Here is a 13,711-nt window from a genome sequence, read left to right on the forward strand (position 1 = left end):
TGTCCCTGACACCTGTTCCTCAGTGCGAAAAACTTTTCGTCATTCCCGCGAGAAGCTTCTCAACAGCAAAGCTGGTCAAGCGGGAATCCAGCGACTTCAGCCGTTTCAGGTCACACAAGACACTGGATTCCCGCTTGCGCGGGAATGACGGCGCTTAAATCCTTGAGTAAGTGCCATTCGTGCGAAGGACAATTCGAGCGACTTGGCAGACGACCAAATTTGTCCCGACCCTGCTCTGCCTGAGCTGGCAGCGTGGCCCGTGTCGAAACACGCCAGTCGCGTCGATTCACACCCGAAAAAATATTTCGCGAAGATGTCCATTCAGCGCTCCGCCATTCGTCTAGTTATCAGCAGCCACCCTTCGTCTGAGAGGAAAGATCATGCTGAAACTCTATGGATTTGCCGCCACCCGCTCACTTCGCGTGTTATGGGCATTGAACGAACTCGATGCCGAATTCGAGTTCGTGCCGATCAACCTCCTGACCGGAGAGCAGCATCGCCCGGAATTCCTCCGCATCAACCCCGCCGGCAAGGTGCCGGTGCTCGTCGACGGCGATGTGGTACTCAGCGAGTCCGCAGCGATCGTCATCTACCTGGCCGAAAAATACCCCGACAAAGGGCTGCTTCCTGCAGATCGCAAACAGTTGGCCCAGGCGTATCGCTGGGTCATGTTTGCCATGACGGAGCTTGAGCAGCCGCTATGGCGCATCACGCGCCACAGCTGGTTGCATCCGGAAGAAAAGCGGATACCCGCAGAAATTCCTGCCGCGAGCCAGGAGTTCGTTGCCATGGCGGCCGTCTTGGAGGATCACATGGCAGGACGGCAGTTCATCGTCGGCAACACCATCACCATCGCCGATTGCGTGACGGCCTACCTGATGGATTGGGCCAACGAATATCATTTGATCGACGAACACCCCAACCTGCGCGCTTACCTGGAAAGAATGTATGCGCGCCCCACCGCCCCGCTGCGGATTGCCGAGGCATTGGCCCGTATCGATTTGGAAGTGGCATGAAAATCTACTGGATCAAGGCACAGGCGCCGCGGCGTGTACTGGCGCTGGTGAAGCATCTCGGCATCGAGGCAGAGTGTGTTGAAGTTGACTTGATGGCGGGTGGGCTCAAGACGCCCGACTATGCGTCGCTCAATCCCAACATGAAGGCGCCCACGCTGATCGATGGGGATCTTGTGCTGTGGGAGTCGGTGGCCATCATGGCCCATCTCTGCATCAAGACCGGGTCGGACATGTGGCCCGCGCACCATCCGGCTGAGCAGGTCGAGCTGTTGCGCTGGCTGTCCTGGAGCGATTGCCATTGGTCGCCTGCCGTCGCGCCGTTTTATTTCGAACATGTCGTCAAGGCGACCTTCGGGATCGGGCAACCGGACATGGCGTTACTGAAAACGTCCGTGCCGGAATTGGTGAGATACGCAAAAGTCCTGGATGGCCACCTGGCGGACCGCCGCTTTATCGCGTGTGAAAGGCTCACGATCGCCGACTTCGCTCTCGCCTCGATGGCGGCCTACTGGCGGGAATCGGAAATGCCGCTGGAGGCGTTTCCCCATATCGTTCGCTGGCTCGACGCATTGGCGCGTATTCCAGCGTGGGCTGATCCCTGGCCAACCTAAGGACGGCTGAAATCGACGAGCCGCAACTGCAAATTCGGACCCCGGGTCTTTGTCATGATTGCCAATCGGGTTCCAGTCGAGTCAACGAAGCGGCTTCCGGGCGTGAGGCAGAAGCGAGCGAAGAGCGCAAAGCCTTGAATCAAAGAGGACGGAGGTAGTTATCCGCGTTCAATTACCTCCGTCCCCTTATTTCTGATTACGCTAGTTCCAGGGATTGGCAGGCTGATCGTTGATCGCCGTCCAGAACCGCGTGGTGCCGGCAGGGATCGCGCCGTAGCCCCAATAGCTCCAGCCGCCGCCGCCGTCGTGGAACTCCGCCATCCGCCAGCCACTGCCGAAAGTGACGGAGCATTTGCCGTCCGCCACCGCGCGGCTGGTCAGTTGCGATCCCGGTACCGCCCCGGTGAACGCCAAATTGCCGCTTGCCCAGCCATCGGAGGAATCGGTGGTGATGCCGGCAGGAAGTGCGCTACCGGTCACGTCGATGCACAGGATGGGCAAAGACACGCTGGGAGACGTATCCCCGCTATACGGATTGGTGGTGTTGTCGCGCCCGACATGAATCACCGTGGATGTCCTCCCCGTCCAGGTCATCGCCTTTCCAGTCGTCGTATTCCACGGGTTGGCCGGCTGGTCGTTGATGGCGACCCAGAAACGGCCCAGGCCGCCGGGAGTCTTGCCGTAGCTCCAATAACTCCAGCCGCCGCCGCCATCGTGGAACTCGGCCATGCGCCAGCCGCTGCCGAACGCGCTGGCGCACTTGCCATCCGCCACCGCCCGGCTGGTCAGCTGCGATCCCGGCGTCGCCCCGGTGAACGCGACCGTACCGCCCGTCCAGCCATCGTAGTAATCGGTGGTGATGCCGTAGGGCAGCGTGCTGCTGCCAATACTGACGCACATGATAGGCAGCGCCGTGCCTGTCGCAGTATCCCCGCTGTAGGGATTGGTGGTGCTGTCGTTGCCTACGTGGACCAGGCCCGCCGTGTTGGCTGGAAAGAAGCTGGTCCAGGTCATGCCCAGATGGGTAGCACCGCCGGAGCCGCCCGAAACGAAGCCCGGATTGGAGGCGATGAAAGCCTTGGCGCCCTGGATGTCGAAGCTGCCCCAACCCGTCGCATCGTCGCGTCCCGCGGCGGCTGTGTAATAGCCGTTGCTGCCGGTCGTCACGTCGTGGAAAGGAAACGTGCTGGCATACGCGTACAGCGATGGCGGGGCGAAACCCAGCGCATTGCTGTTGGCCGTCTCCAGCCGCGCCCAGGCACCGACGAACAACGGTGAGGCCAGGCTGGTGCCGCCATTGGCATAGTAGCCCGACGAAGGAATTCCCGACCCGGAGCTGGCCGTGAAGTAGGCGACGATCGGCGTATTCGTCCAGTCCGCGTCGAAGGCGAGATCCGGCAATTGCCGATAGGAACCAGACAGCGAACTCTGCCAGGTGGGCTTGGCCTCATGCGCGCTGATGCCGCCACCGCTGTACGCCCAGGACGACTCGGAAATGTAGCTGTCCGCAGTGCTGGTGTTCAAGGTCGTGCCGCCAACCGTCACGACATAGGGCGAAGAAGCCGGATACCCGACGCCCAGGGTGGTGCCATAGCTGCCGTTGCTGGAAGCACCGCAGGCATAGGCGCCGTTGTCGCCGCTGGCCGCGGAAAAGGTCTGGCCCTGGGCGACGCCCAGCTGAAATGCGGAGTCCGCCCAGCCGGTGCTGGAGTCTTCGCAGCCGGGCCAGCCCCACGACATGTTGATGACCTTGGCCGTGTTGTCGCTGATCACGCGATTGATCGTCTGCAGCATCAGGCCCTGGTCTTCGTCGCCGCCCGCCGTGTAGAAGATCAGCTTCTGCACGCCGCCGCTGATGCCGACGATGGCCTGCGCATCCATGCCCCACTCGCCCTGGCCGGAATCGTCGCCATTGTCGCCGCCGAGGATCACCACCTGGGTCGGCACAGCGGCAAGGCCTTGGCCGCTCTCCATCTGCGCCAGATCGTTGACCGAATTGGTCATGCTGCCCCAGCCAATGAGGGCCGCGGTCGTATTGGTCGCAGCGGATGCGCTACCCGCGTCGTACACGGTGGCGAATTCCTGGGGATAGTAGCCGTGCGCATTGGGATTGCCGTCGGGGCTGGTGACGATGTGGTAGCCCGGGCGCGGGTTCGAAGTCGCTACAGGTTGCATCCGGCCATGCCAGGAGAATGTCTGCGCATGATCGAGCGTCTGCAGGCCAAGTACGCGGTCGACCGTATCGCTCAGCGCGGTGGGCACTTGTACATCGAGGATGTTGGCGATGCCGGCGCGTCCACCGCGACTGAAGTGGCCGATCTGCGTGCGAAACGCCGAGCGCGCATTGCCGACGGTGCCGTCTGCAGTGACCAGCATGCGGTTCGGCGCGATCCTGACGTTCGTGTAGCCCTGTTGCCGCAGGTAGTCCGCCACCGCTTGGGCCTGTGGCTCGGTCGGCGCAAATGCGGCGGTGGTCTGCACACTGCTGAGGAACTGGTGATAAGCCGGACTGCCCGGTCGATGCAGCTCGCGAACGAAGCTGTCCAGTACGTCCTTGTTGCGCAATTTCAGTGCCACCGTGATCGAGACCGGTTCCTGATCTGCCGCCAGGCCGCCGAAGGTGGCATTGCCGGTCGCGACGGCGTGCGTTTGCGTCGTCGCCCATGCGGCCGTGCCCGGTGCCTGCGCCGACACCTCGTACGTCACGGCTTGCGCACCGAGCGCAAGCATCAACGCGACCGCCAACCGCGATCGTACCGAAGCTGGCGTCAAGGCATGTTTCAGTCTATTCATGGCCAAATACTCCCTTATTTGCTATTTGCGAATAATCGGATATGGCGACATTGCGTCGCCCGCTTATTGCCATCGAACATCGCTCGCGGCGCCTTGCGGCAACGATTTTCCGTATGAGAGACCGATGTTCTCGCCGAACGGATGCGCACCCAGCTGCTGGATGTCCCGATCCACCTTGATCAGCTTCTTGTATTCGTCTTCCGGGGTGACCGACCGTGCGCGGCACAGCGCCCCAAACGAGAACAGCAGCATTGCTGACAGGCAGATCCCTTGCCAAACACGCATCCATGTTCCCCTTCACCTGGCATTGCGCTCAGGTTGTGGGTCGGAGATTCCGACTCAGGTGGATCCATTGTCAACGAGCAAGTTCTTGCGGGCTGTCTGAGGCCGGAACTGGAACGTACACGGTGGGACTGATCACGGCCGGAACCCTGATCGTGGTCGATCGGAACCGATGATCGGCTTGACCGAACCTCGCCGCCCATGTCGACCGCGGCGAAGCGCGGGCCGCCTTCAAGCGTGCTTTCGCCGCGCAATGGGCGGTGTTTACTGGCCAGCCTTCGACCGGCTGATAAAGGGCCGCTCCGGGCCTGGATTCAGCGAATCCAACACGGGGGTCAACTGCCGCGCGTTGCCAAGTGAACTTGCCCCTGTGTTGCCCTACTCCGCCGCTTCGGGCGCGCCCATGCTGCCCTTGCTGTACATCCCGGAGCGATCGAAGCAGCAGGCATGGCGTTTGCCGCACGCAAGCTTGTCGCAAGCGGTGGCGATGCGCTTGCCGCGCGTCTCCGCCTTCTTGCCGGAGGTGATCCAGTGGATCCAGTCGCGTCGCGCCACCGGCGTGATGTCGGCCCATGTCGCCTTGGCGTCCGCGTTGGACGCCAGCGCCTTGCGCAGATCGACGGGCACCTTGGGTTCGGGCTCCTTCTCCACCGGCGCGATCTCCAGCGCGACGCTGTCGCCGGCGGCGACACCGGCGGCCTCGCGCAAGGCCTTGTCGATCTTGAGCCAGTGACTGCCGTGGCCGTCCGGTTCCAGCGTGGCCTGGAAGGGCTGGTCTTCAAAGCTGCCCTCGACGGTGACCATGCTCCGCGTCGGCAGCTTCGCGCTCGCAACCACAGGCAGCACCAGGAAGGTCCACGCCGCGCCCTTGGGCGTCGCGGGACGCGACAGCTTCGCCTTGAACTTGATCACCGCGGTGGGTTTGGCCATGGCGGAACGGTAGCACCGGTCGCCGTGATCCGTGTTCGCGCCGCGTGCTGATCGTTTACATGATTCGCAAAGGGCCTCGCCCAGGAGCGGGAGGCGAGTTCACTTTCGCGCCCTTAACCAAGCGAACCCGACCACGTTTTGACTCGGTCCCCGACACCTTTTTTCGTTTCCCCAATTACCCCGTCCCCTTATCGCAATGCGTGAACGGGCATGCGATCCGCCAGCACCAAATCCGCGGTCAGCACCTTGCCATTGCGCTGGAATGCGACAGCGACATGCGTGCCGGAGGGAAGCTCGCGCCATTGCCGACGCCAGTCGGTCAACGATTTTGTGGACACAGCCGCATGATCGATCGCGGTAACGCGGTCACCCGCACGCAGGCCAGAATGCTCGGCGGCGCTTCCCTGTGCGACATCAACAATCTTCAATGCATCACCATCGGCGAACAGCCACAGTCCACTGCGATCGAAAAGGTCGGGTTTGCCGAAATCGGCGTTCGGTGAGAGGTACATCTTCCGGTTCGCGTAATCGAACGTCACCGTGAAGCGATGCAAGACACCACCCCCAAGATTGCCGGCGACATTCGGATCGCTGAATGCGCCCTTGTCGCTGATGGAGAGGTCGCCGGCGATGTCTTTGACAGCGAGGGCACCGAGCTTCAACGTGCCGAAACGCGCCGGACGCCCGCGCGCCGCGCCGCCGACACCCCAGCCGATGACCGCTTCGGGCGAGGCGGCATATTTCGCGGCCAGGCCGTGTGCGCGCACGAAGGGCGAGCTCAACGTGAGGGAATCGCGCGAGCCGGTATCGACGGTGAGCACGACAGGCATGCCATCGAGCTCGCCCGAAATCTCCGGGATCGTGCCAGCGAGCTTGAAGTCCAGCGCTGTCGCATCCACTGGCGGCTTGAATTTCTTCGGATCGACCAAGGTCAGCACCTTGTTCGCATAGTCGATCTGTACATCGAAGCGGCGGAACATCTCGTAACCGACCAGGCCGTCGATCGGCACGCCCTCGATCTGCGGCAGATTGCCCAGGTCGATCACGTAGAACATCGGATCGGAAAGCGTTGCCGCGCCCACACGCACCTGCTTTCCGCGCGCGAAGGCCAGATCCGTCGGATTCTCGCCCGCACCACTGGCCGCCATGCGGCCGGCGCTGGCGAGTCCGAATTTCTTCGCCGCCACGGGCGTCAGCAGGCTGATGCCGCCGGTATCGACGAGGAATCGTGCCGGCTTGCCATCGACAGCCCCATCCACATAGATGTGATTGTTGGCCAGCTCGAACGGTACTTTGCTGATGCCGCTCGCGTTGTCGATATGCGCAGTCGCAGCCATCGAAGGCACCGCGAAATCGCGGTCGGCGACCGCGACGTTCGTGTCGATGCGATCGAACTGCACTTCGTGGTGATTGCGCGGATCGGTACGGCCGGCGGCATCGGTCTGGTCGTCGGCGATGTGGAATGGCAGGCGGACGCCGTCGACATTGCGGTAGTCATCGAACGTCGTCGTGAGCGTGTCCCCGCCCATCTTTCGCACACTGCGCGCCAGCAGGCCGGTGTCGGCCGCAAACCAGAGCATCGCCGGATTGCCACCATCCGGTGTCGCGTCGACGACGTTGTACTGTTTGCCGTTGATCTCATGCGTTTCCACCTTGCCGTACGTCGCGTGGCCGCGCTTCGGATACCAGAATGCGGACGCGTTCATCCATGCATCGGTATGTGCGCTGCGTACGGCATCAGGGTCGTCGAGTACCGCAACTTCGCCACCGGGAGAACGCGACCACGCATGTGTGCCGTCGTAGCCATCGGCCCCATCGATCGGGCCGATCGTGTAGCTGTCGCTGGAACGGCCGGTCAGCAGATCCTCGGTCTGATGGAATTTGCCCTTGAGGCCACCCGCGCTGAGGCTGCCTGCGCTTTGCAGCGAATGCAGACTGTCCCAACGCGCGCCGCCGCTCGCGGCCTTGTAACGTGCGAACACCGCGTTTGCATCCTCGCCCTGCGCCGCTGTCGCGAGCAACAGCGCGATCGCGCCGGTCAGCACCGATACCACCATTCTTCTGGTCATGTCCGTCTCCGTCACAGGGTGGTCGGCCGCTTGTGCGGCGGCAGGCTTCATTGAATAATTCATCATAATTTCAACAAAGACAACCCAACCGATGGCACAGAAAAAGGCGACGAGCGGCATCGTCGAGGATGCGAAAAGGATCGCGGTGCTGTCGACCCCGATCCGCATCGAGCTCGTCACCGCGATCCAGGCGTTGGGCGGCGTAGCGACGGTGGCTGAGCTCGCGATGCAGCTCGGCCGATCCGCCGACGGGCTTTACTACCATCTGCGCACGCTTGTGCGCGGCGGTTTGCTGGAGGAAATCATCGATGCCGACGCGCGCCGCTATCGCCTGGTAACGCCCCCCGGAGAACGCATGCGCCTGCGCTACAAACCCGGCGCGACCGCGAATGCGAAAGCCGTTGCGCGCGTCGCCGCCAGCATGTCGCGACTCGCGCAGCGCGATTTCGTGCGGGCGCTGGCCCATTCCGACACGATCGTCGAAGGGCCAGCACGCGAACTATGGGTGGCACGACTTCGCGGCTGGGCCGATCCCGACGATCTGCTGGAAGTGAACCGCCTGCTGCAGCGCCTGTCCGACTTGCTGCTTGGCACGCGCCCAAAGCCGGACGGCAAGCTCGTCGCATTCCACTGGATCCTCGCGCCTATCGACGCGAAACCCGCACGGCGCGACGCACCGGCCGATTCGGCGCGTCGCCGATCGCCGACAGATGGCGCGACGCACCCCAAAAAGGGACGGAGGTAATTACCCGAATTTGATTACCGGAGGCTTCTTCGCACCAGCCATCAGCTCGCGATGCTGCGCATCGGTCCGATCGTCCGCCGGATACATGCACTCGATGCGCAACTCCTGCGTCGCGATAGTCTGTGGCGTGCCGACCGTGGTCACCATCGAAAAATAGTTGAGCGTGCGGCCGTCCCTGACGAAGCTCAGCGGGATCATCGGCAGCGTCGGTTCCGGTATCGCCGCGTCGGCCGGCTTCAGGGCATCCTCCACGTCGGGGTAGGCCACCAGCGTGGTGAGCAGATCCCGGGTGCGTTCGTCGATCACCTGCCCCACCGACTCGCGGTGCACGCGCTGGATCAGGCTCTTCGCGGTGCGATCCCAGTGCGTGATGAACGGGCGCAAGCCAGCAGGATCGAACATCAGCTGCAGCAGGTTGCGTGGCTTCGGTCGCGCCTCGAGATCGATGAACATGTTGAAGAAACGCGGTGCCGACGCGTTTGTCATGAACACGTTCCAGTAGCGGTCCATCACCACCGCGGGAAACGGCTCGTGCTGGCGCAGCACACGCTCCAGCGCGGCGTTCACGCTCTTCATCTCATCGGCGTTCCAGGCATCCTCGCCGTAGATCGGCGCGAAACCCGCGGCCAGCAGCAGGCGATTGCGATCGCGAAACGGCACTTCCAGCCCCTGCGCGATATTCATCAGGGTCTGCCGGCTCGGCGCGCTGCGGCCGCTCTCGATGAAGCTGAGGTGGCGCTGTGACACGCCGGTATCCAGCGACAATTCGATCTGGCTCTTGCCGCGTGTGCCGCGCCAGTAACGAAGCAATTCGCCCAGTTCGCCGCCGACGGCAGCTTCAGTGGGTCGGGTGGTCATGCGATATCACCTGGGTTGTCCGTTCAAAGGAATCAACACGGAGGATCATGCGACGCCCGGGGGCGTGTATTCGGTTCCCGGCACGCATCCTGGCGTCGCATGATCCTCCGCGTTGCATCAGAACTCGATCGGACCGACCGAACCGAGCCAGCGACGGACCTTGGCGGGATCCTTCTCGTCCATGTAGAAAAAGTGCGCCATCGCAGGCCGTACGACCGGTAGCGCCGGATCGTCGAAGGTCATCCGCACCTTGCCATGGAACACCTTGAGCGAGCCACCGTCCCAGTACTCCACGACATCGTGGTGTGCGGTGAAGCCGCGATCGATGAACTGGCGAAGGTTCTCGCGGATGGCGTCGCGGCCGTGCCAATCGGCCACGCCGAGGTTGCAGACGGCATCGTGCGCGAAGCAGTCGAAGCCCTTGCCGAAGGTCTTGTCGTCGATCTCCTTCCAGAAATCGAGCAGCCACTGAGGCGGGTCTTTGCGGGTGAAAGTCATCGTGGTCATCGCATCTCTCCTGAGCATCTGGATGGGCACCCGACAAGGTGCCTGGAGTTACCCGAATGTCAGTCGATGCGCATCGTTTCGTCGGGCGTGGCGCCACTATCGGCGACATGCCGCCCGCCAGCAATGACGTGCGAGGTAATAGCGACGCGTCAAAATCCTTGCTGGCCGTCAAAACAAAAAATGGTGTCAGGGACGATTCAAGAGCTGCCGATAATTGTCCGTGACACCTTTTTCTCAGCTGCGCTGCGGGATGCGCTCCTGAAGTAAGCGCCACGCGTTTCTCGTCCAGACCTGGCGCGCCCACGCTTCGTGGGCGCGCTTTTTCGTGGCGGTGAACGTGGTCGACGAAATTAATTAGCCACGTCCCCTTTAATCCGTCCCACGCAAAGAATGCAAAGAATACCGTCAGGGATAATTCGAGCGACTTGGTAGACGATCAAAAATTGCCCCTGACACCTTTTCCATCGCGCTGGAAGCACTCTCCGACGAGGACATCGAGGCAATCCGGTTACACCTTCAACGCCAGCCAGCATGCGCTCGGATCCGACCGCTTCCGCGCCGCCATCGAGGCCCAGCTCACCCCACCGGCCACGCCGCTCAAGATCGGGCGGCCACGGAAACCTCGTGATTCATTGGAAAGTCGAACCTGACCCCGTTTTGTCCGCTTCCCATACCAATGCCGTACTTTGTAACATACAAATCATCCTAAACATCTACTTCAACTAACTGCTTTATATATATTTTTTAATAACAATACGTAATATACGGCACATCACATGGATGCGGTATTGACAACACCGATCGCTTATGGCCTGATCTTAGCTCAGGAGACTCAGGCGCACTGAGTCATGAACGAGGTGCCAAATGGCAAGCTCCATCGATCTCCCCAGCATCGTTAGTGGCGTGTACAAGCTTCTTGAGCCGCTCGAACCAACGGACCGGGCAAAAGTTGTGAGATCAGCACTTACGCTGCTTGGGGACGACTCGAATTCGCCTAAGAGCTCTGCTACCGGGAATTCTGACTCTGGAGCCGACAATGGAGGGGCCTTTGGCACCAAGGCCACTCGATGGATGAGTCAAAACGGAATTGACGAATCCGTGCTGGGCGAAATATTTCACAAAGACGGCACCGAGGTTGAAATTATCGTCAATGACGTGCCGGGCGAAGGAAAAAGGGGCAAGTCTCAGAATTGCTACCTTCTTTCCGGAATCCGCTCATTCCTCGAGTCAGACGAGGCCAAATTTTCGGAATCTGACGCAGTATCACTTTGTAAGCATATGGGATGTCACGATAGTGCCAACCATGCGAAGACCCGCGTTAGCCTTGGCAACCTCGTTGCTGGTACCAAGACAAGCGGCTACACCCTGCCGGCTCCTGGCCTCCGTGCCGCGGCCGAGTTGGTAAAGAAAATGGCGACAAGCGCATAAATCGATTCATCGATCTCAGGGTATGAAAAATGCTATACCACGATGCACTAAAGGAACTGTTGGCGGACAATTTGAGCGACACCGAAAGGGTATTGATATGCCTTGCGGCGGAGCCAATCAAGCCGCACCCGATTAAGTCCATTGTAGAGTTAGCGTTTGACGCAGGATGGCGAGCGGTCAAAAAGAAGAATGTTTCTTTGATGCTGTCCCGATCAAAAGGTAAGGCAATTCGGTCAAAAGACGGCTGGGAACTCACCAGCGCAGGTATCGATATGGTCGCATCACTGGCAGGTCCTGCTATGGGAAGCCCGATTACGAAGACCGCTTATGCTCTGCGCTCACATCTAACCCAGATCACAAAGGCACGCAAGACTTACAAGGTAAGCATTGCCGGCATCCGTCGCGTCGAGGAGATGATCCTTGGATGAGAAGCGACTTGTCGCGGCCATTGAGGGCCTGATTACGAAGAAGCTCGCGACCGAACTCGTCGTGGACTTCGTGAAAATCCGCCGCGATTACGCGACCAGAACGCTTGAGCGCGCGTCGACTGGTAAGTTCGTCGAGACGTTTGTGCAGGCGCTGCAGTATATGGCGACCAACACATACGATACAGCGCCGAGCGTGGATCACTACCTCGACAAGAAAGCTGAGCAGACCACACTTTCTGACGGTCTCCGCATCTGTGCTGCGAGAATCGCGCGGGCAATGTACACGCTTCGCAACAAACGGAACGTTGCGCACAAGAACGAGGTCGACCCCAACACCTATGACCTGGCATTTGCGCACCAAAGCGCAGCGTGGATCCTCGCCGAACTCCTCCGCAGCGCCAGCGGCATCACGATGGAGGAAGCGGGCGCGCTTATCGCCCTTATCCAAGCGCCGGTCGGCACGCTCGTCGAAGAGATCGGCGGCACACGACTCGTACACGCTGACGTTTCGGTGAGGGACGAACTGCTGCTTCTCTTGCACAGCCACTATCCGGACCTGCTCTCGGTGAAGGACGCCTTGACGAGTTTGAGACGACGCGACGAAAGCAGCGTTCGAAAGGGGTTACGAGAACTCGATGCGAAGAAACTGGCGCACGGCGACACAAAATCCGGATACCTGCTGTCTACGCCGGGGCACCAAGCTGCGGTTGCGCTCATCCAGAAACTTGGTTCCTGAAAGGTAGAAACGCATGACTACGAAAATCAAGATTGATCTCGCCAACGGCTTACTTGAAGTCGAGGGCTCTGAGGAGTTCGTCCGCAGCGTGTACGACGACTACAAGGAAAAGTTGGCATCGGAGCCAATCGTACGCCAAACCCCGCCGCCGGCATTCGCGCCAGACGCAGAGCGACATAACGATAGGACGCGCAAAGCGCCCAAGAAGCGCGTCCAACCCACTGCACCACAAGGCGCGGCTTCGAAGAAAAAGCTAAAGCAACCCTCCACTATTAAGACCCTCGACTTGTCTAAAGGCGCTGGTGGTCGCCTGCGCGACTTCTATGATCAGTTCGACGTCAAGTCCAATTTTGAACGCAATCTGATCTTCCTCTACTTCTTGCAGCACAAGATGGAGATCAAGCAGGGAATCACGCAGGACCACGTATTCACGTGCTACCGCGATATTCCGGGCATCAAGGTGCCAGGAGCCTTGCGCCAAAGCCTGCTCGATACTGAGCAGGACAAGGACTGGATCGACGCGACCGACGCGGACAACCTCAAAGTAAACGTTCACGGACTGAACTACTTGGAGCACGACATGCCGAAGAAGAAAAAGTCCGAATAAGCTGGGCGCAGTTCGTCACTTGGACGTATTTGGATGTCGTTAAAGAAGAATAGGGGCCAGCTCAGAGACATATCCAGTCACGGAAAATGTCTCTAATCCCTTTTCTTTATGTACGCAGAAGGGCCAATAACGACTCAGATTCACTTTCTGGTGCGTCTCAGAGATTGGAAACGACAAAACTTCTCATGGACGTTAGACAACCCCTCTATGGACATCGATCGGGGCTACGACCTGTCGATGACCAATCTCGCACATAGCGACTAAACCCACATACTGTTCATAGAAAAAGTGCACTGGTGCGTTACATACACCGCCAAGACTAGGATGCACGAATCGACACAATTTCTCTCTTTCCTGTCTTCTTCTAAACAGCCACTCCCAGCCATCAAATATCAGCTTTCCGATTTCTCCTGCGTGTAAGAGTTGTTCGAAATTTTCATGGATGAACGCGTCAATTTCTGACCTTGTTGGTCGAAACTTTGGGTATCTCCCACCGATCCGCTCAACAAGCCCTGTTACGTCAATTCGATTCGGCTCCATTCCTGCCCCCGCTATCGATCGCCAAAGTTGCATCTAGGGATGCTCTGATTTATTCCTCGCCTCAGGCATCATAGCGACCAGTCTCCAGGAAGCGCCTCCCCCATGAAACAGCGTTCGTTTGCGTCGTTGAGTTTCGAGTCGAAGAAGAAGCCGACGCGGCG

General features: G+C 60.1%; 14 protein-coding genes. 8 read left to right on the plus strand and 6 right to left on the minus strand.

What is annotated here, in order from left to right; genetic code table 11:
• Positions 1-380 precede the first annotated feature (380 nt).
• Positions 381-1,016 (plus strand): glutathione S-transferase family protein, encoded by a 636-nt coding sequence (locus B0E51_RS17555; RefSeq protein ID WP_143525994.1) that lies wholly within the window; start codon positions 381-383, stop codon positions 1,014-1,016.
• Positions 1,013-1,627, plus strand: coding sequence for a glutathione S-transferase family protein (locus tag B0E51_RS17560; RefSeq protein WP_077446174.1), 615 nt, complete (start codon positions 1,013-1,015; stop codon positions 1,625-1,627). Before B0E51_RS17555 ends, B0E51_RS17560 begins: the two co-directional genes overlap by 4 nt.
• 201 nt (positions 1,628-1,828) lie before the next feature.
• On the opposite strand, the gene B0E51_RS17565 is transcribed toward B0E51_RS17560, so the two are convergent.
• The 4 genes from B0E51_RS17565 to B0E51_RS17580 form a co-directional block, all read right to left on the minus strand.
• Entirely contained in the window at positions 1,829-4,420 is a 2,592-nt protein-coding gene (locus B0E51_RS17565; RefSeq protein ID WP_077446175.1) for a S53 family peptidase, read from the minus strand.
• Between the two features lie 63 nt (positions 4,421-4,483).
• The gene (locus B0E51_RS17570) at positions 4,484-4,705 is read right to left on the minus strand and encodes a hypothetical protein (protein WP_143525995.1); all 222 of its coding nucleotides are present in this window, start codon (positions 4,703-4,705) and stop codon (positions 4,484-4,486) included.
• A gap of 375 nt (positions 4,706-5,080) precedes the next feature.
• On the minus strand, positions 5,081-5,632 hold the full coding sequence (locus B0E51_RS17575) for a YdeI/OmpD-associated family protein (RefSeq protein ID WP_077446177.1): 552 nt from the start codon (positions 5,630-5,632) through the stop codon (positions 5,081-5,083).
• A gap of 188 nt (positions 5,633-5,820) precedes the next feature.
• The gene (locus B0E51_RS17580; protein ID WP_168172679.1) at positions 5,821-7,701 is read right to left on the minus strand and encodes an aspartyl protease family protein; all 1,881 of its coding nucleotides are present in this window, start codon (positions 7,699-7,701) and stop codon (positions 5,821-5,823) included.
• Between the two features lie 91 nt (positions 7,702-7,792).
• Between B0E51_RS17580 and B0E51_RS17585 the strand changes: the two genes are divergently transcribed.
• On the plus strand, positions 7,793-8,446 hold the full coding sequence (locus B0E51_RS17585; protein WP_077446179.1) for a helix-turn-helix domain-containing protein: 654 nt from the start codon (positions 7,793-7,795) through the stop codon (positions 8,444-8,446).
• Here B0E51_RS17585 and B0E51_RS17590 read toward each other — a convergent pair whose 3' ends face one another.
• Complete coding sequence (locus B0E51_RS17590; protein WP_077446180.1) at positions 8,447-9,304, minus strand: helix-turn-helix transcriptional regulator; 858 nt, start codon at positions 9,302-9,304, stop codon at positions 8,447-8,449.
• A 117-nt stretch (positions 9,305-9,421) separates the two neighbouring features.
• Positions 9,422-9,811, minus strand: coding sequence for a nuclear transport factor 2 family protein (locus B0E51_RS17595; RefSeq protein WP_077446181.1), 390 nt, complete (start codon positions 9,809-9,811; stop codon positions 9,422-9,424).
• A gap of 56 nt (positions 9,812-9,867) precedes the next feature.
• Between B0E51_RS17595 and B0E51_RS19565 the strand changes: the two genes are divergently transcribed.
• The 5 genes from B0E51_RS19565 to B0E51_RS17620 all read left to right on the plus strand — a co-directional run bounded on the left by B0E51_RS19565 (position 9,868) and on the right by B0E51_RS17620 (position 13,010).
• Positions 9,868-10,035 (plus strand): hypothetical protein, encoded by a 168-nt coding sequence (locus B0E51_RS19565; RefSeq protein ID WP_168172680.1) that lies wholly within the window; start codon positions 9,868-9,870, stop codon positions 10,033-10,035.
• 640 nt (positions 10,036-10,675) lie between these two features.
• Complete coding sequence (locus B0E51_RS17605) at positions 10,676-11,239, plus strand: hypothetical protein (RefSeq protein WP_077446182.1); 564 nt, start codon at positions 10,676-10,678, stop codon at positions 11,237-11,239.
• A 29-nt stretch (positions 11,240-11,268) separates the two neighbouring features.
• On the plus strand, positions 11,269-11,667 hold the full coding sequence (locus tag B0E51_RS17610; RefSeq protein ID WP_077446183.1) for a hypothetical protein: 399 nt from the start codon (positions 11,269-11,271) through the stop codon (positions 11,665-11,667).
• Positions 11,660-12,403, plus strand: coding sequence for a hypothetical protein (locus B0E51_RS17615; RefSeq protein WP_077446184.1), 744 nt, complete (start codon positions 11,660-11,662; stop codon positions 12,401-12,403). Before B0E51_RS17610 ends, B0E51_RS17615 begins: the two co-directional genes overlap by 8 nt.
• 13 nt (positions 12,404-12,416) lie before the next feature.
• Positions 12,417-13,010 carry a hypothetical protein gene (locus tag B0E51_RS17620; RefSeq protein ID WP_077446185.1) on the plus strand — a complete coding sequence of 198 codons (594 nt, stop codon included), beginning with the start codon at positions 12,417-12,419 and terminating at the stop codon, positions 13,008-13,010.
• Positions 13,011-13,711 lie beyond the last annotated feature (701 nt).

It is taken from the genome of Rhodanobacter sp. C05, from assembly GCF_002001165.1.
Classification (GTDB): domain Bacteria; phylum Pseudomonadota; class Gammaproteobacteria; order Xanthomonadales; family Rhodanobacteraceae; genus Rhodanobacter.